Origin of the sequence: Saccharibacillus brassicae, assembly GCF_006542275.1 — a bacterium.
GTDB lineage: Bacteria > Bacillota > Bacilli > Paenibacillales > Paenibacillaceae > Saccharibacillus > Saccharibacillus brassicae.
Map to the genome: position 1 here is coordinate 2,304,077 of NZ_CP041217.1, position 16,257 is coordinate 2,320,333.

Below are 16,257 nucleotides of genomic sequence, written 5' to 3' on the forward strand. Positions count from 1 at the left end.
AAGTCTATTTTCCATAGGCGGCACAAAAGCGTCTGCGGCATGGAAAATTGTTCAAGTATTGAAGTATTCGGCGAGAGCCCGTCTCATTCCTGCCCATTTTTTGGACAAAATTTGAAAAGGAATCCATATTTAATTCGGCGCGGCGTTACCCTTCGCGGCGCAGCAGCGAATCGTCCGCCAGCGTCACCCGGTTTTTGCCGGCCGCTTTCGACGCGTACAACGCGGCATCCGCCAGCTGGTACAGCTCTTCGAAAGTGCCGCGATTGTGCCGTGCCCAGACCATGCCGATGCTCGACGTGACGCCGATCGAACCGTGGCGCGGCAGCTCGAAGCGCGCCGATCCGATCGCCCGCCGCAGACGCTCGGCGCCATCCAGCGCTTCGGACTCGGGCACGCCGGTCAGGAAGACGGCGAATTCTTCGCCGCCGAACCGGCCCGCTACCGCACGGCCTCCGAACGCTTCGCGCAGCACGCCGGCAAAGCCTTCGAGAATAACGTCGCCCGCCGCATGCCCGTACGTGTCGTTGATTCGCTTGAAATCGTCGATATCGAGCAGCGCAAGCGTCAGCCCCGGCTCTTCGAGCCGCCCGGCGAGCAGCTCCAGAAAGTGCCGCCGGTTGAACAGCCCCGTCAGGCCGTCGATCGTCGCGTGCAGCGTCAGCACTTTTTTCTGCGCTTCCAATTCTTCGTTCTTCTCGCGCAGCTGACCCATATACATCTTCGTGTTGTCGATGATCCGGTCCGCTTCGACGGCGATCTCCTCGATCTCCGAATACGAGCGGTCCATGCGGACGCCGTTCTCGAACAGCTCGTCCACGTCTCCGTCCGCCAGGCGGCGAAACACGTTGCGCAGCTGTCCCAGCGAACGCTGCATCGGACCGATCAGCAGTTTGCCGAGCAAATAGTTGACATAGAAGCAGAGCAGCCCGAGCAGAAGCATCAGCACGGCGGTGACGCCTACGATCTCTACCAGCAGCGGCGGATAGATCCGGGACGTAATCAGCCCGATCTCCCGTCCTTCGTCGTTCACGATCGGCGCCAGATACGGCTTGTTGAAATATTCGTACAGCCAGTTGCGCTCGCGGATCGCTTCTTCGGCCGTGCCGGACGGCGACAGATAGGCGCTGCGATACAGCTCCCTGCCGTCCAGCTCGACGATCAGGTCGACCGTATGCAGCTCGCGCGGCATCTCGCGCCCTTCGTCGTAGACGAGCGGCTCGTCGCCGTCGATCAGCGGAATCCGGTAATTGACGACCTCCTGCCGCTCGACCGTCTCCCACCAGCGCTGAAAGCCGGAAGCGTCGGGCGACAGGTCTTCGAGGCGTTCGATGCCGTGGTTGCCCGGAAACGCCGGCGACGTCATCTCCCGCATCGTCGAATGCGCCACAAGCTGCGCGCCGAGCTGGGCCAGCGGACGAATGACGATGGAGAGCAGGATGGTGACGATGACCGCAAAGACGAGAATCGTGAACAGCGTGGACGAATTCATGGAGCGGCGGATCAGCCGGCTCAAACTTCGGCTGCCGGTAGGGTTGGTCACAGGGAAGTCCTCCCGTTCTTGGACTGAGTATGGGTTTTGCGTTTCTCAATTGTATCGGCGCATTCGGTCGTGCGCAATCCGTTTTGTGCCGGTGTCGGGACCGCCGTTCGCAAAATTTTCGTTAAATCGGCGAAACGGCGCAATAATCGGACAAAATCGGATGAAAAAAAGGCGGCGCTGTGCTACAATACTGAAATTGCAAACATTGCAATCGGCCATCAACCTAGGGAGGTTTATCGATCGCCATGCTTATTATTGGTATCGCCGGCGGCACCGGTTCCGGTAAAACAACGGTAGCACGCTCCGTCATTGACCGCCTCGGCGCGGGCAAAGTCACGTTCATATCACAGGACAACTATTATAAAGATCATCCGGAGCTGAGCTTCGAGGAGCGCGGAGCGATCAATTACGACCACCCCTTCGCGTTCGACAACGATCTGATGGTTCGGCACCTGAACGACCTCAAGGCAGGCCGGGCGGCTTACGCTCCGGTATACGACTTCACCGTGCACGCGCGTTCCGCGGACAAGACGGTGGAGCTCAAGCCGAACAACATCGTCATCATCGAAGGGCTGCACGTCCTGTCGGACGAACATCTGCGCGCCCTGCTCGACATCAAGGTCTTCGTCGACACGGACCCGGACGTGCGCATCCTGCGCCGCGTGCTGCGTGACATCGAAGATCGCGGCCGCAATATCCGTTCGGTGCACGACCAATATTTGACGACGGTCAAGCCGATGCACGAAGCGTTCATCGAACCGTCGAAGAAATACGCCGACCTGATCATTCCCGAAGGCGGGCACAACGAAGTCGGTATCCAGCTGCTGTCGATCCTGACGGAGAAATACCTGTCGGGCGACCACAAGTGGAACCATTCTTCCTGACCGCGTGTTCGTGAACCGCAGCACCCGCAAAGCCCAAGCAAAAAAGCTTATCCTTCGGAGGATAAGCTTTTTTGGCATCAAATGGGTCCGGACGCCGCGCGATTCCCGGATCGACGGGGCTCTTGAGCGCCTCGCGGCGGCTCGGCGTCCGGTCGTCTTATTTGTAAAAGACTTTGTCCACGTTGTATTTCGCGCGGCCGTTGTTGATCAGGTACGTCTCGTAGATTTCGCGCTCCGTCGGATCGGCGACGACGCACACTTCGATGCGGCGCACTTCTTCCCGGTGAGCCTTCATCGGAGAGACGTTGTCTTCGAAATGCTTCTTGATGCGCGGTCTGATCTTGCGGGCTTTGCCGACGAACAGCAGCTCGTCGTTCTCGCCGTAAAACATGAAGATGCCGCCTTCCTCCCGTGTAATCAGGTGGAAATCGGTAAAGCCGTAAATATGGCTGAGCTGCGGATCCGTCTGCTTCTCGATCACGACGTCCGGCTTCGGTACGGTAATTTGAATCATGCTTGTCACGTCCTCTTATTCGAATGATGCGGTGGCCCGCCGGCTGCGCGAAGCGCGTCCGGCGCTGCTCATCCTATCATACATTTCCCCGGCGCGCCACGAAAATAAACGGGAAGCGCAACTTCGGACGTCGCGGCTGCGTATGCTTTTCCATGCAGAACCCGATCGTCCGCCAGCCCGGCGGCCGCCTTCTTGGCGGGTCGACCGGGATTCCATTTCAGAGGAGTGAAGTTCATGTCCACGGTTAACGCAAGCATCACCGAAGGCGTGCTGCGCACACGCAAAAAACTGCGCCAGGATACGCTGATTTCGATATTCGAGGAATTCGACGGGGAACGGATGAGCCTGGATGACGACAAACGGGCCGAGAAGTATCGCAAAATGGCGCTGAGCCCGTTTTCTTTTTATCGCGGCAGCGCTTACCTGTTTTATTTTGACGTAACACGCCAATATTTCCCGTACCACACGCCCAAAGAGCGCCCGACGTGGGTGCAGGGCGACCTGCATTTTGAAAACTTCGGCGCTTTCCAGAGCGAGACGGGCCGCATCGTCTACGACGTGAACGATTTCGACGAAGGGTACGTGGGCTCGTACCTCTACGACGTTGTGCGGATGGCCGTGAGCGTCGTGCTCGTCGGGCGCCAGCTCGGCTACACGCCGACCGAACAGGTCGAAGCCGCGGCGCATTATATCCGTTCGTACTATAAGCAAATCGACAAGTTCGCCTGCGGCAAAGACGACCCGGCCGACTTCGTCGTCGATTCCGACTGCGCCAAAGGCCCGGTTCGCAAGCTGCTGCGCAAACTGGAGAAACGGCAGCAGGGTCATTTTCTGGAAAAAGTAACAGCCCGGATGCAGAGCGGACGCGCGTTCCTCGAAAATGCCGAGCTGGTCGAACCGGCCGAAGCGGAACGCGCAGAGCTGGAGCGGTCCTGGAGCCTGTACATGGACACGCTGCTCTGCCGCCGTCCCGACGCGGAGCATTACCGGATCAAGGACGTCGCCGTGAAGCGCGGTTCCGGCACCGCTTCGATCGGCCTGTCGCGGTTCTACGTGCTGATCGAAGGCGGCTCGGCCGAAGCGACGGGCGACCGCGATTCCGACGATACGGTGCTCGAAGTCAAGGAAGTTCGCGTGCCGGTGCCCGCCTACTTCATGCCGTATTCCGAATCGTTCTGGAACACGTTCTCCCATCAGGGCAAGCGGGTCACCGCGACGCAGCAGGCGATGCACCACGAAGCCGATCCCTACCTCGGTTTCCTGACGATGGACGGCCGCCATTTCTACGCGCGCGAACGTTCGCCGTACAAGAAGCGCCTGAAGCTCGAAGACCTCAAAACGACCGAAGACATGGAGCGCGTCCTGACGCTGATGGGCCGCCTGACGGCCAAGATGCACGCCCGCGCCGACTTCGACGTCAGCATGGGCCTCCTGCCCTACCACAGCGAAAAAGAAATCGCCAAAGCGATGGGCGACGACTCCGACGCGTTCGCCAAACACATCTCGCAGTTCGCCTACGCTTACTCCGACGTCGTGGAGCGCGATTACGCGCTGTTCACGGAGTGGATCGCGCAGCGCTTCCCGGAGACGCAGGCGGGTGCGGGTGCGGCTGGCAGCGGCGGGAAGGCCGGAGGTGAAGGCCAGGAGGCAGGTGCGGGCGCGGCTGGAAGCGGCGCGGAAGGCGGCGGTGAGGCCGGAGGCGAAGCGGCGGCAGGTTCGGGCGCGGCTGGAAGCGGCGCGGATGGCGGCGGGGAAGGCGAGGATGCGGCCGGAGGCGAAGGCCAGGCGGCAGGTGCGGGCGTGGCTGGAAGCGGCGCGGATGGCGGCGGTGAGGCCGGAGGCGGAGCGGCGGCAGGTGCGGGCGTGGCTGGAAGCGGCGCGGAAGGCGAGGGTGCGGCCGGAGGCGAAGCGGCGGCAGGTGCGGGCCCGGATGGCAACGGCGCGGATGGCGGCGGGGAGGCCGGAAGCGAAGGCCAGGCGGCAGGTTCGGGCGCGGCTGGAAGCGGCGCGGAAGGCGGCAGTGAGGCCGGAGGCGGAGTGGCGAGCGGCAGCGGCGTGACGGCGGCGGCGGAACGGGAGCCGGCCGTGGAAGACGGCGTAACGGTCGAGCCGTCGATGGAAGGCGAGACGAAGACCGCGGCCGGAGCTTGCGAAGAGGACTGAGCGGCGGCTGGCGGCCGGGCGTGGCGGAGCGGAAGCCGGGAGCAACGCGGTAGAGGCGGCTTGTAAAACGCCGACCCGGTCCGCTCGAGGCGCAAAGTGCCGCCGAAGACCGCGGATGCGGCCCTGCGCGCGGAGACAGCCGCCGCGGGACTCGTCGAGCAGGTCGAACGATCAAAAAGAACCTTCGTTTCCGCCCGGCGGCGGAAATGAAGGTTCTTTTGTCGATCGCGGATCCGGCGGATCGAACGCGGCGCGAATCACGCTTGGCCGCACGGTGGTATGGAGCTGTTACAGCTCTTTGCAGCTGAAATGTTGACTTTTGGGCAGCATTTTAGCTGCAAAAGGGGCCTCTTCGCTTTGAAAGTTGACTTTTTGTGCACATTTTTCGCTGAATACAGCCTTTTCGGCGCTGTATGGGCAAAAATGTGTGCATGAGGTCAACATTTTGCCGAATTAGCCGGGTTTTCGATCCAAATGCTGACGAAAAGTCAACATTTGGATCGGACGCCCGGGCGAACTCCCGTGGCACGCCCGCACGCAGCGCAAGCCCGCCCACAGCCCGCAGCCCAAATCCTACAAGCTGCCGCCGAACGTATCGCCGCCTTCGATCGTGCCGCTCTGGAAGCCTTTGTAGAACCAGCTTTTGCGCTGTTCGGACGTGCCGTGCGTGAAGCTGTCCGGCACGACGTAGCCCCGCGATTGCAGCTGGATGCTGTCGTCGCCCACGGCGCTTGCGGCCGTCAGCGCTTCGTCCAGGTCGCCCTCCTCCAACAGGTTCTGGCCCTGTTCGTAATGCGCCCAGACCCCCGCGTAATAATCCGCCTGAAGCTCCAGCTTGACGGAATACTTGTTGTACTCCGTTTCGCTCAATTTCCGGCGCAGCTGGTCGACCTTCCCGCTCGTGCCGAGCAGGTTCTGCACGTGGTGACCGACCTCGTGCGCCACGACGTAAGCCATCGCGAAGTCGCCCGGAGCGTTGAACTGCCGATTCAATTCGTCGTAAAAGTCGAGGTCGATATACAGCTTCTCATCGCCCGGACAATAGAACGGCCCGACGGCGGAACTGGCCGTGCCGCAGGCCGACTGCACGCTGTCCGTAAACAGGACGAGCTTGGGATTACGGTAAGTCATCCCGTTTTCGCGGAACACCCGGCTCCACACTTCTTCCGTGTCGGCCAGCACGACCGAGACGAAATCAGCCTGTTCTTCTTCCTCCGCCGTTCCCTGGTAACTTCCCTGCGTCTGGGTCTGCGCCGTGTCCGTCGAAGAGCCGCCTCCGCCGAGCAGGCTGCCCGGATCGCCGCCGAGCAGCATGACGATGATCACGATCACGACTCCGCCGATTCCGAGGCCGCCGCCTACTTTCAATCCGCCGCCTCCGCCGCTTTGTCCGCGCCGGTCTTCCACGTTACGGCTCGCTTTTCTGCCTTTCCACTGCATCGATGTGCCTCCTTGATCGCGGCGAAGCCCGGGATTGCTGCCCGCCTTCGCCGCCCCGATTGATCCGCCGAACGTGCCGTACTCCCGCGAACAAATGCGCCGGCTGCGTTCTCGCTCTCTTCCACAGAATTAACCCGCAGCCCGGCAGTCAACGCGAATCGCGGCAAAAACCGCGGCAAAAACCGCGCCAAAAAGCGTCCGGTCCAAGACCGAACGCCGATTTGGCCGCCGGGACGGCCCGAGCGTATGCGGCCCGGACGCACGCGCCCCGCTCAGCGCTCCGGGCACAGAAGTCCCGAGCCGGCAGGCCCGGAGCCGGTATCCACGGAGCCGACAAGCCCCGAACGCGCACGTCTTCCCGCACGGCCGGGCCGCTTCGGCTACTGCCGGTCCAGAGCGTCCAACCGCTCCAGCACGCGCCGCTTGCGATACAGCATGACGGCCGCTTCGGACACGTCGCCGAGCGTCTGCCGGTTGGCGAACGCGCCGAAAACGATACCCGCGACCGGGACGGCCTGAAGCAGCTTTTTCCAGCCCCAGCTCTCCCGGTAGGTCATCACGACTTCGCGCCAGCCCTGGATTTTGGACATCCCGGTGATGGCGGGCGGCAGTTTGCCGTCTTCGCCGGCTTTGAGATTCAGTTCTTCCAGCACGGCCTGCTTGCCGACGATGTCGGAGGAAGCGAACTGCAGCACTTTGATCGCGAATACGCGCTCGGCTTTCTCGTTGGCGTCGTAGCCGTAGCAGAGGCCGATTTCCTGAATGACTTTGAGCGACAGGCCCAGCACCGCGGGAATGTCCGCCGCGAGCGTGAATACCCCGCCAAGCCCCGTGGTCGCGCCCTGCGCCGTAGCGAGGTTGCGGCTCTCCGCGCTCAATCGGGACGAAGCTTCGTCCATCAGGGAGAGCGGGTACGGGCCGGCTTCCGGCTGCTGCCTTTTGCGTGCCAGATTCTCCAGCATGCCTGTCACGCGCCGCCGCGCGATCAGGTATTTGCCGCCGTTCTGGACGTAGTTGCCCATCTCGTCGAGCAGGCTGCCGATCTTGCGGTGGATAAACTTGGGCGTGACTTTGTCGAGCAGCTTGAACGGAATCTGGGTGATGCGGTCCCAGATCGGCAGTTTGCGCTGGCTCTTCATCCATTTCTCCACTTCCGCCAATGCGGCGCGAAGCTGTTCGGTGCTGTCGGGCACGGCCGGTTGCGCGGCTTCGCGCCCGGCTGCGTCTTCTTCCGCGTTCTCCGGACGGATCTCGTCGGGTTCGTTCGTCATGCGTGTTCCTCCCTGGTCTCGGATGTGTATCTTCTAGACTACCCTTTATACGCGATCCAGAAAAGAAAGATGCGAAAAAAAGACGCGTCGACGGGGCGGCGGAGCGCAGCGTGTACGCAGAGCCGGCCGTAGGTCCGCAGCGGAACGCGGGAGAACGGCGAACCCAGTCCGCCGGGCGGCGGGCGGACCTTCAGGCCGCCCGGCAGCCGGGCCTGCGCGGCGCCGGCGCAGACGGCCGGGCCAAGCGGCGGGCCGCTCGCCGCCCGGGAACGGCCAGCCGCCCAGCGGCGCGGCGCCGGGCGGCCGAGGGCCGCTGCGGCCGCCCCGCTCCGCTCAATCCGCGGCCGGCACCACCTGCCGCGCGCGGACGTCCCAGCGCGGCGAAGCTTCGCCGGCGAGGCGCAGCCCGCCGGCCCAGGCGGGAGAGACCGGCCCAGGCGCGGCCGTCTCTCCCGCAAGGATGCGCCGTCCGAGTTCCGACGGCGCGAAGGTCCGGTTCCCGAATTCCGGCGCGAAGAAGCCGTATTTCGGGAACGCTCCCGATCCGCCGGCAACGAGCAGCGGATCAGGGCCGGCGGTCATCCGCTCCAGATGCCGCCAGAATTCCAGGTCGCCCAGGCCGAGGGCGACCAGCCGGTCCGCCGAGCGCTTGAACAGCTCGGCGGGGGTAGAGGCGCCGGCGGCCGCTTCTTCGAGCGCGGTCCGCTCGATGACGCCGAGACCGTCCGCGGTCGACGGCAGCCGCGACAGATGCGCCTCGAACGCGGCGCGCGCGAACGGCAGCGCCGCGGTGTCCGATTCGAGGAAGCGGACATGGTCTTCGGGATTCGGCGAGCTGTAGGCCGCCCACAGCCGCTCCGCGAGCGCGTACTGCTCGGGCCCGACCGGCTGCCACGTGCCGGACAGCGTCTTGAGCTGGTCGGCACGGAGCTGGCCGAGACCGTGAAAAATCCCGATGCCCGGGAAGGCGCCGACGCAGAGCAGGCTGATCCGCGCGCTGCCCGTTTGCATGCGGCCGATCCGGTTCAGCACCAGCGCCAGCATCGTCTGGTCGAACAGGTCGTGCTCGAACCACAGCACGACTTCCTCGTACTGCTGCAGTTCCCGCAGTTTGCGTTCCTGCTCCGCGCAGCCGCCGAGCAGCGTCTGCCGGGGAATGCCCAGCTCCCGCTCCAAATGTTCCGCCCGCGCGTAACGCGCCGACGCTTGTTCCATATCGGGAAAGACCGGTCCGAACGGATACAGTTCCCGCCAGACGAGCACGTCCCCTTCGATACCCGCTTCGCGTATCCGCTCGGCCGTATGGTCTCCGTTTACAAGGTGCAGCATGCTTTTTCCTCCTTCGTACAGATCGTGGAACGCGGCGGAGAAGTCCGAGACGTGCAGCGCCGACCGGAGCCGGGCGCGGGCGTCGAACAGCCTTTTTTTGAGTGCCGATTCCGATACGCCCAAAAAAGCCGAGATGTCCCGAATCCGGTAGCCTTCGAAATAAAACAGGCGCACCGCGAGCCGCTGGCTGCCCGGCAGTTGTTCCACCGAATCGTACAGCGCCCGCCGCTGCTCTCTGCGCTGCGCGATCTGTTCCGTATTCGCCGCTTCGTCGGCGAACGCCGCCGCCGTCTCTTCGATCGGCAGCGTCGGCACCGCTTTGCGCCGGATCATCCGGAAAGCGCGGCGCCTGACGATCGTGCGCAGCCAGCCGGGGAACGCTTCCGGGCGTTCCAGCTCCCGAATTCCGGCGAACGCTTCCGCGAATGCCTCCTGCACGGCGTCTTCCGCAGCGTGCGCGTCGCCGAGTTTTTCGTAGGCGGCGGCATAGGCCATTTTACCGAACTGCCGAAACAGCCGCTCGTACGCTTCGGGATCTCCCGCCTGCGCTTTTTTCACCCAATCTTCCATCGTCGTTCTTGGCCTCCTCCGCTCGTTCACCCTATTAGTGCCGCGTGGCGCGGCTTTGGTTACTTTTTCGCCCTTTATTTCCATGAGGATATTTTTCTAATCTTTCTTTTTTTCGTACCGATGAAGAGAGAGATAGACTATGATAACCATAGAGCTAAAGAACTATATAAAAAAGAGGGAACCCTTCATGCGCATTTCCGTCAAACCTGCTGCCGCCCTTTTATTCGTCCTATTGTTTACGCTTGGGTATTACGCCTGGATCGCGATCTGGACCGACAACGACAACGTTGCGACGTGGGGAGGCAATCTCCTGTCCGTAGCCGGAAGCCTTACGGCCGCTTTCTGGCTGGCCGGCGCCGCCCGGCGAACGCTCGGAGAGAAACGAACGTTCTGGACGCTGCTGTCGATCGGCTGCTTCAGCTATTTTATCGCCGAATTGATCTGGCTGTACGAAGAGAAATTTTTGCGAATCGATCCCCCTTCCCCGGGCTGGACCGACTTCTTTTATATTCTTCAGGTCGTCTGCTACCTCGCCGCGTTCATCTATCCGTTTATTCGGCTCAAAAAAAGCTACGGCGCGTTCAAGCTGGTGTTCGACATCCTGATCGTCATGACCGTCGCCGCCACGTTCAGCTGGCATTACCTGATCGGGCCGATTCTGCGCGAAGGCAAGCTGTCGACGCTGACGATGGTCGTCAACCTGTCTTATCCGATCACCGATCTGGCGCTGCTGTTCGGCGCGATGAGCCTGTATTGGGGCGCGCGCCGCATTTTCCCCGGACGCCTGATCGTGTTTATCTTCGCCGGCCTCGTGACCCAGGCGTTCGTCGATTCGATCTATCTGTACCTGCTGTCCGCCGAATCGTACGACTCCGGCAGCTTCGTCGATCCGTTCTTCATGCTCAGCCTGCTGCTGGTCGGCTACGCCGGATATATCCAGCAGCCCGAAACGCAGACCGAATCGGTCCGGGACGTGCCGGAGGCGGGCGTCGAACGGCTCGACATCCCGCGGATCGTGCTGCCTTACCTGAACGTGATGATCCTGTTCTTCTTCATGATCTCGGGCTCCGCCGGCATCGATGCTTTTACGATCGGAACGGGCGTGTCGATCCTGCTCGTGATCGTGCGGCAGCTGCTGATCATTCTGGAGAATCACCAACTGCTGCTCAGCGTGTACCGCAAGACGGAACAGCTCGAATTGAGCGAGCAGCGCTACAAATCGATGTTCGAATACCATCCGGACGCCGTCTATTCGCTCGATTCGAACGGCAAGTTCGACAGCGCGAACGCGGCTTCGGCGGATCTGCTGGACTGCGCGCCGGAGCAGCTGATCGGCAGGTCCCATACCGAGTTCGTGCATGAGCCGATCAGCGGCCTGGCCGATTATATGGGCGCCGCCAAGTCCGGGCTGTCGGAACGTTACGAAGGCCAAATCCGCAGCCTCAGCGGCCGGATCAGCATCGTCAGCGTGACGCATATCCCGATTCGCGTGCGCGACCGCGTCGTGGGCATTTTCGGTATCGGCCGCGACATTACGGAGAACAAACGCAATGAGGAACAGATTCGTTATCTGGCTTACCATGACGCGCTGACGGGCCTGCCCAACCGCGCGTCGTTCGATGCCGAACTCAAAGAGACGATCGAGGAAGCGCGCGTGTCGGGCGAGACGTTCGCCGTCGTGTTCATCGACCTCGACCGCTTCAAAAACGTGAACGACACGCTCGGCCACGACGTAGGCGACCGGCTGCTGATCTCCGTGGCGGAACGGCTGCGGCTCTGCATCGGCGAAGCGGACACGGTCGCGCGCCAGGGCGGCGACGAGTTCACGCTGATCCTGCGCGGCGTCGACGACCGGGAAGGCGTCCGGGCGGCCGCCCAACGCATTCTGGAAGCGCTCCGGCCTCCGCACGATCTGGAAGAGCAGGAGATCGTCGCGCTGCCGAGCATCGGCCTGTCGGTGTATCCGATCGACGACGACACCCCGGTCGGCCTGATGAAAAAGGCGGATATCGCCCTGTACCAGGTCAAATACGGCGGCCGCGGCCATCACCGGATGTACTGCGAGACCGATCCCGGCGTGTCGCGCAAGTTCATGTTGGAAAAAGATCTGGGCCTTGCGCTCGACGCCGAGCAGTTCTTCCTGCATTACCAGCCGCAGATCGATTCCGCTTCCGGACAGTTAAAAGGGGTCGAAGCGCTGATCCGCTGGAACCATCCTCAGCTGGGGCTCGTCTCGCCGGTCGAATTCATTCCGATCGCGGAAGAAAGCGGGCATATTCTGGCAATCGGCGATTGGGTGCTGAACGAGGCGTGCCGGCAGGCGAAGCAGTGGAGCGACGCCGGCAGGCCGATCAAGGTAGGCGTCAACTTGTCGCCCCGGCAGCTGCACCGGCCGGATATCGTCGAACAGATCGAAAGCGTGCTGAACGAGGTAGGCCTTCGCCCGGATCTGCTCGATCTCGAAATTACCGAATCGGCGGCGCTGGAGAAGCCGGAACTCGTACTGGCCCGGTTAAAAGCGCTCAAGCAGCTTGGCCTGACGCTCTCGATCGACGACTTCGGCACGGGCTACTCGTCCCTGTCTTATCTGGAGACGTTCCCGATCGACAAGCTCAAGATCGCCCGGCAGTTCACGAGCAAGCTGGAGAACCGCCAGGTCAACCGGAAGATCGTCTCGCACATTATCGATCTCGCCCGGACGCTGGACATGAGCGTCATCGCCGAAGGCGTCGAAAGCGAGAACCAGGCCGAGATTCTGCGTACGATCGAATGCGTCGAGATGCAGGGCTTCCTGTTCGGCCGGCCGGTGCCGCCCGAAGACATCTGGACGATGCTGCACGCCGTACCGAAGTGACGGGACGCGCTCATAAGCGTGCTTCCGAGCGGGTCGGTCGGCGTATGGATCGGCTCAGCGCCGAATCTGTCGCTCGGCGCCGCGAGCGGGCCGGTCGGCGGGTCGCCGAACGCGCTGCTCGGCGCCCCAAGCGGGTGGGACGCGGTGTCGACCGGTGCGTCGGCCAGCTTCGCCTTCGCCTGTCGTCTTGGCTTCGGATTTAAGCGCTCGCTGCGTATCGGAACGAACAACCCCCGCCGGGACCCGGCGGGGGTTGTTCGTGTATCGGTTTTCTTTTCCCATATCCGGCACCGTCTTCGGTTCGATCGTCCGTTCGATCGTCAGTTCGCTCGTCCGTTCGATCTCTCACCCGGTCTTCGCTCCAACCGGGACCTCCGCCCAAGCGCCCAGCGTTCAGCCGACCGCGATATAGATCAGCACTTCCGCCGCTTCGGGGTCCATGCCCCGGGTGTCGTACAGCTCGAAGTCGCCGGTATACGTCCGCCGCTCGGCCGACTGTTCGAAATGGGCCCAGATGCCGGCCCACGCTTCGGCGACGACTTCGCCCATCGGGCCTGTGCGGGTCTTGAACACCCGATAGCGGCTCTGCGGCACCAGCGCCCGGAACGTCTCGGGCACACGGAACGCGCCGCTTTCCGCGCTCTCCGCTGCGGCTTGGGAAGCTTCGGACCGAACGGCCGAAGTCTGCGATCCGGCCGAAGCGGCGGCAGATTCATGGCCGATTACGAGCGTGTAGGCGCCCGAAGCGTCGCTCTCGTAATCGGTGTAGAGCGCATAGAGCAGATGCGGATTGAGCACTTCGGGCCCCGGGTCCGCGGCGAGCGAACTTTGTCCGTACGTCTGCCACAGGCCCGGAATTTTGCCGGCCGAACCGAATTCGGCCGCATTGGTCGTTCTTGCGGCGAAGCCGGTCAGGGCAAACGCTTTGCGCGTCTCGTACGCGGCCCCGCTCTCCGATTCTTCCTGGTGCTCGCGCTGACGGGCTGACGCATTGAAAGATTCCATTTCCCTCTTCCTCTCTCGACTCCGTTTCCGTCAGTATACGCCTCTAACATGGACAGCTTGCTGTCCATGTTAGAGGCACCTTCTCATTTTCGGTCCGACACCCGCTCCAATACCCGATCCGACGTGCGATCCGCCACGCTTTTCCCGGCTGCGCCTTCGCTTCCGGACCTGTCGCTCCCGTCGGCGTCGGCGTCCGCGCCGTAAGCGGCGATCAGGCTTCGTGCCCGCCGCAGCAGCTCGCTTCGCACTTCGGGCGGCGATTCGACCGTCACCTTGTCGCCGTAGCTGAGCAGCATGCCGTAGAACCATTCGTCGCGCGAGAACGACGTATGCACCCGGACGCTTCCGTCTTCCGTTTCTTCGATGCTCGCCGGATTGAATTCGTCCGTCACGCGAATCCGGACTTCCGGGCGAAAACGCAGCGACACTTCGATCCGGGGCAGCGGATTCCAGTCGTCGTTCCATGCGTAACCGTCGAGCGTCGGCGCCGGCTTAGGCAGAAACGGCTCGCCCGTCTCCCTGAGCTCCAGTATGCGCGACAGCCGAAACAGCCGGAATTCGCTGCGCAGCAGACAGTACGCCTGTACGTACCAGACGCTTCCTTTCATCAGCAGCATGGACGGTTCGATAAGGCGCCGGCTCTCCAGCCCGTTCATGTTCAGGTAGCGAATGTCCATCCGCACCGCTTCCCGGGCAGCCTGCCGCAAAATCTCGACCTGGCCGCGCATCATTCCGTTCGGTCCCCACGGATTGAAGTCGAACACGACGCCCGGCCCGGCTCCTTCCTGGCCGCTTCCGCTGCCCAGCAGCGCCTGCACCTTCTCCGTCAGGTCGGCGAACGTCCGGTCCCCGAGCACGCTGGCCGCGCCTTTTACCGCTGTGCGCAGCGCTTCGATCTCGCCGGAGCTGAGCATCTGCCGCCCGATCGTGTAGCGTTCCATCAGCTCGAACCCGCCGCTCATGCCCTGATGCGACACGATCGGAATCCCGGCGCGGCACAGCGTCTCGATGTCCCGGTAGACGGTCTTGGTCGAGACTTCGAATCTCTCCGCCAGCTCCCCCGCGCTGATGCGCCTGCGGTTCAGCAGCAGAATGGTGATCGCCAGCAAACGGTCGATTTTCATACGTTCTTCCTCCTCTTCGCGCAGCCTTCTCTCCTCTATTCTACGGCAAACAAACGTTCGCGCCCAGTCCGAAATACTGCGGCTTCCGGGCCAAACTTGCAACCGCATTCCCGCATCCTTTAAGATCAGGTGGAGGACATCGCGGCGGGTACCGGGCCCCTGCCCTCAAGCGGACGCTCGCAAGCAAAATTGAAAATATCTCTTCTTTTTCTGAAAATATATCGATATTTACATATTGAATCGGGACGCCGTCATCGACGTTTTCGCAGCAGCACCGGGAGCCGGAATCCCTTCAAATTCAACAGCCGAGGTGAACGAAATGGAGAATTGGATTACGGACTTCATGAACGACTGGGGATACTTCGGCATTTTTCTGCTGATTGCCCTGGAAAATATTTTCCCGCCGATTCCGTCCGAGGTCATCTTGACGTTCGGCGGATTCATGACGACGCAGACGGACATGAACATTACCGGAGTCGTGATCGCTTCGACGCTCGGCTCCGTGGCGGGCGCGGTCGCGCTGTACGCGATCGGCGCCGTCATGAAGCAGGACCGCATGGAGCGGCTGATCGAGAAGCGCGGCAAATGGCTCCGGCTCAAAAAAGAAGACGTCGGCAAAGCCTACGGCTGGTTCGACCGTTTCGGCAAATGGGCCGTGTTCCTCTGCCGCCTCGTGCCGCTCGTGCGCAGCCTGATCTCGATCCCCGCCGGCAGCGTGCGCATGAATCTGGGTTCGTTCCTGCTGCTCACAACGCTCGGCTCGCTGCTGTGGAACACGGTACTGACGTATATCGGCAGCGCGGTCGGCGAATCGTGGGAAAGCGTAGTCGGCCAGCTTGACGTCTTCTCGAACGTGATCTACGTCATCCTCGGCGTACTGGTCGTCGGAGGAGCGGCATTCTTTTTCTGGAAAAGAAGCCGGGGGGCGAAAAGCGAGTCTTGAAAGGGGAGGGGAAGGGAGTTTTGGATAGGACGGAAAGGGTAAAGTTCTAAAAGATTAAAGATTAAAGATTAAAAGATGTCGCTTAGCGCGGCGTCTGCAAATTAAGGGGCCGTAGGCTTTCTCAATTTTTGACGCGGCAGCTGCAAATTAAGGGCCGAAGGCCTTCTCAATTTTCGACGCGGCGGCTGCAAATTAAGGGCCGAAGGCCTTCTCAATTTTCGATACTAAGGGGTTTTTCAAATGGAAGAAATCACGATCACGGCCATACTCAAAGCCAAGCCCGGAACAGAGCACGAGCTCAGAGGCGAGCACGAGCTCAGAGGCGAGTTAATCAAAGTCGTCGGTCCGACGAGGACGGAGCAGGGATGCGTCGAATACGTGTTGAACGAATCGACCGAAGATCCGCTCACCTTCGTCTTCTACGAGCGTTGGGAGAACGCGGCGGCCGTCCAGGCGCATCTGGACAGCGAGCATTACCGGGAGTACCGGCGGGCGACGGAACCGCTGATCGAGAGCCGCGAGGTGTACCGGCTGCAGCCGATTACGGGGTAATCCGTTGCCGGGGCAAGCCCGATCGCATGCAAAAAAAGATCGGGATCGCCCGCGAACGATAGCGCACA

Annotated in this window: 12 protein-coding genes; 5 read left to right on the forward strand and 7 right to left on the reverse strand. The window is 62.1% G+C overall.

Annotated features, from left to right (window positions below):
• Positions 1–145: 145 nt before the first annotated feature.
• Positions 146–1,540: a GGDEF domain-containing protein gene (locus FFV09_RS09595; protein WP_141447628.1), complete on the reverse strand. Its 1,395-nt coding sequence runs from the start codon at positions 1,538–1,540 to the stop codon at positions 146–148.
• Positions 1,541–1,785: 245 nt separating this feature from the next.
• Between FFV09_RS09595 and udk the strand changes: the two genes are divergently transcribed.
• Entirely contained in the window at positions 1,786–2,424 is a 639-nt protein-coding gene (gene udk, locus FFV09_RS09600) for a uridine kinase (protein WP_141447629.1), read from the forward strand.
• A gap of 157 nt (positions 2,425–2,581) precedes the next feature.
• On the opposite strand, the gene FFV09_RS09605 is transcribed toward udk, so the two are convergent.
• Complete coding sequence (locus FFV09_RS09605; RefSeq protein ID WP_141447630.1) at positions 2,582–2,938, reverse strand: nucleotide excision repair endonuclease; 357 nt, start codon at positions 2,936–2,938, stop codon at positions 2,582–2,584.
• A gap of 234 nt (positions 2,939–3,172) precedes the next feature.
• On the opposite strand from FFV09_RS09605, the gene FFV09_RS09610 reads away from it, so the two are divergent.
• On the forward strand, positions 3,173–5,101 hold the full coding sequence (locus FFV09_RS09610; RefSeq protein WP_342782096.1) for a DUF2252 domain-containing protein: 1,929 nt from the start codon (positions 3,173–3,175) through the stop codon (positions 5,099–5,101).
• 573 nt (positions 5,102–5,674) lie between these two features.
• Here FFV09_RS09610 and ypfJ read toward each other — a convergent pair.
• The 3 genes from ypfJ to FFV09_RS09625 form a co-directional block, all read right to left on the reverse strand.
• Positions 5,675–6,541 carry a KPN_02809 family neutral zinc metallopeptidase gene (gene ypfJ / locus FFV09_RS09615; protein ID WP_141447631.1) on the reverse strand — a complete coding sequence of 289 codons (867 nt, stop codon included), beginning with the start codon at positions 6,539–6,541 and terminating at the stop codon, positions 5,675–5,677.
• 380 nt (positions 6,542–6,921) lie between these two features.
• A complete protein-coding gene (locus FFV09_RS09620) occupies positions 6,922–7,812 on the reverse strand; it encodes an EcsC family protein (RefSeq protein ID WP_141447632.1) in 891 nt (296 codons plus the stop codon).
• Between the two features lie 333 nt (positions 7,813–8,145).
• Positions 8,146–9,711, reverse strand: coding sequence for a sigma-70 family RNA polymerase sigma factor (locus tag FFV09_RS09625; RefSeq protein WP_141447633.1), 1,566 nt, complete (start codon positions 9,709–9,711; stop codon positions 8,146–8,148).
• Between the two features lie 187 nt (positions 9,712–9,898).
• Here FFV09_RS09625 and FFV09_RS09630 point away from each other — a divergent pair, with 187 nt between their 5' ends.
• Positions 9,899–12,565, forward strand: a complete 2,667-nt coding sequence (locus tag FFV09_RS09630; protein WP_141447634.1) for a DUF4084 domain-containing protein — start codon at positions 9,899–9,901, stop codon at positions 12,563–12,565.
• 393 nt (positions 12,566–12,958) lie between these two features.
• Here the strand turns inward: FFV09_RS09630 and FFV09_RS09635 are convergent, their stop codons facing one another.
• Positions 12,959–13,570, reverse strand: coding sequence for a GyrI-like domain-containing protein (locus FFV09_RS09635; RefSeq protein ID WP_141447635.1), 612 nt, complete (start codon positions 13,568–13,570; stop codon positions 12,959–12,961).
• A gap of 83 nt (positions 13,571–13,653) precedes the next feature.
• Complete coding sequence (locus FFV09_RS09640; protein WP_141447636.1) at positions 13,654–14,694, reverse strand: helix-turn-helix transcriptional regulator; 1,041 nt, start codon at positions 14,692–14,694, stop codon at positions 13,654–13,656.
• 319 nt (positions 14,695–15,013) lie between these two features.
• On the opposite strand from FFV09_RS09640, the gene FFV09_RS09645 reads away from it, so the two are divergent.
• Both FFV09_RS09645 and FFV09_RS09650 read left to right on the forward strand, forming a co-directional pair.
• Positions 15,014–15,637, forward strand: a complete 624-nt coding sequence (locus FFV09_RS09645; RefSeq protein WP_141447637.1) for a DedA family protein — start codon at positions 15,014–15,016, stop codon at positions 15,635–15,637.
• Positions 15,638–15,877: 240 nt separating this feature from the next.
• Positions 15,878–16,189 (forward strand): putative quinol monooxygenase, encoded by a 312-nt coding sequence (locus tag FFV09_RS09650; RefSeq protein ID WP_141447638.1) that lies wholly within the window; start codon positions 15,878–15,880, stop codon positions 16,187–16,189.
• Positions 16,190–16,257: the final 68 nt, after the last annotated feature.

What these genes read in the sequence shown, in the direction of transcription:
- udk (WP_141447629.1), top strand. Translation starts at nt 1,786, where the DNA reads ATGCTTATTATTGGTATCGCCGGCGGCACCGGTTCCGGTAAAACAACG.
- FFV09_RS09605 (WP_141447630.1), bottom strand. Translation starts at nt 2,938, where the DNA reads ATGATTCAAATTACCGTACCGAAGCCGGACGTCGTGATCGAGAAGCAG.
- FFV09_RS09610 (WP_342782096.1), top strand. Translation starts at nt 3,173, where the DNA reads ATGTCCACGGTTAACGCAAGCATCACCGAAGGCGTGCTGCGCACACGC.
- ypfJ (WP_141447631.1), bottom strand. Translation starts at nt 6,541, where the DNA reads ATGCAGTGGAAAGGCAGAAAAGCGAGCCGTAACGTGGAAGACCGGCGC.
- FFV09_RS09620 (WP_141447632.1), bottom strand. Translation starts at nt 7,812, where the DNA reads ATGACGAACGAACCCGACGAGATCCGTCCGGAGAACGCGGAAGAAGAC.
- FFV09_RS09625 (WP_141447633.1), bottom strand. Translation starts at nt 9,711, where the DNA reads ATGGAAGATTGGGTGAAAAAAGCGCAGGCGGGAGATCCCGAAGCGTAC.
- FFV09_RS09630 (WP_141447634.1), top strand. Translation starts at nt 9,899, where the DNA reads ATGCGCATTTCCGTCAAACCTGCTGCCGCCCTTTTATTCGTCCTATTG.
- FFV09_RS09635 (WP_141447635.1), bottom strand. Translation starts at nt 13,570, where the DNA reads ATGGAATCTTTCAATGCGTCAGCCCGTCAGCGCGAGCACCAGGAAGAA.
- FFV09_RS09640 (WP_141447636.1), bottom strand. Translation starts at nt 14,694, where the DNA reads ATGAAAATCGACCGTTTGCTGGCGATCACCATTCTGCTGCTGAACCGC.
- FFV09_RS09645 (WP_141447637.1), top strand. Translation starts at nt 15,014, where the DNA reads ATGGAGAATTGGATTACGGACTTCATGAACGACTGGGGATACTTCGGC.
- FFV09_RS09650 (WP_141447638.1), top strand. Translation starts at nt 15,878, where the DNA reads ATGGAAGAAATCACGATCACGGCCATACTCAAAGCCAAGCCCGGAACA.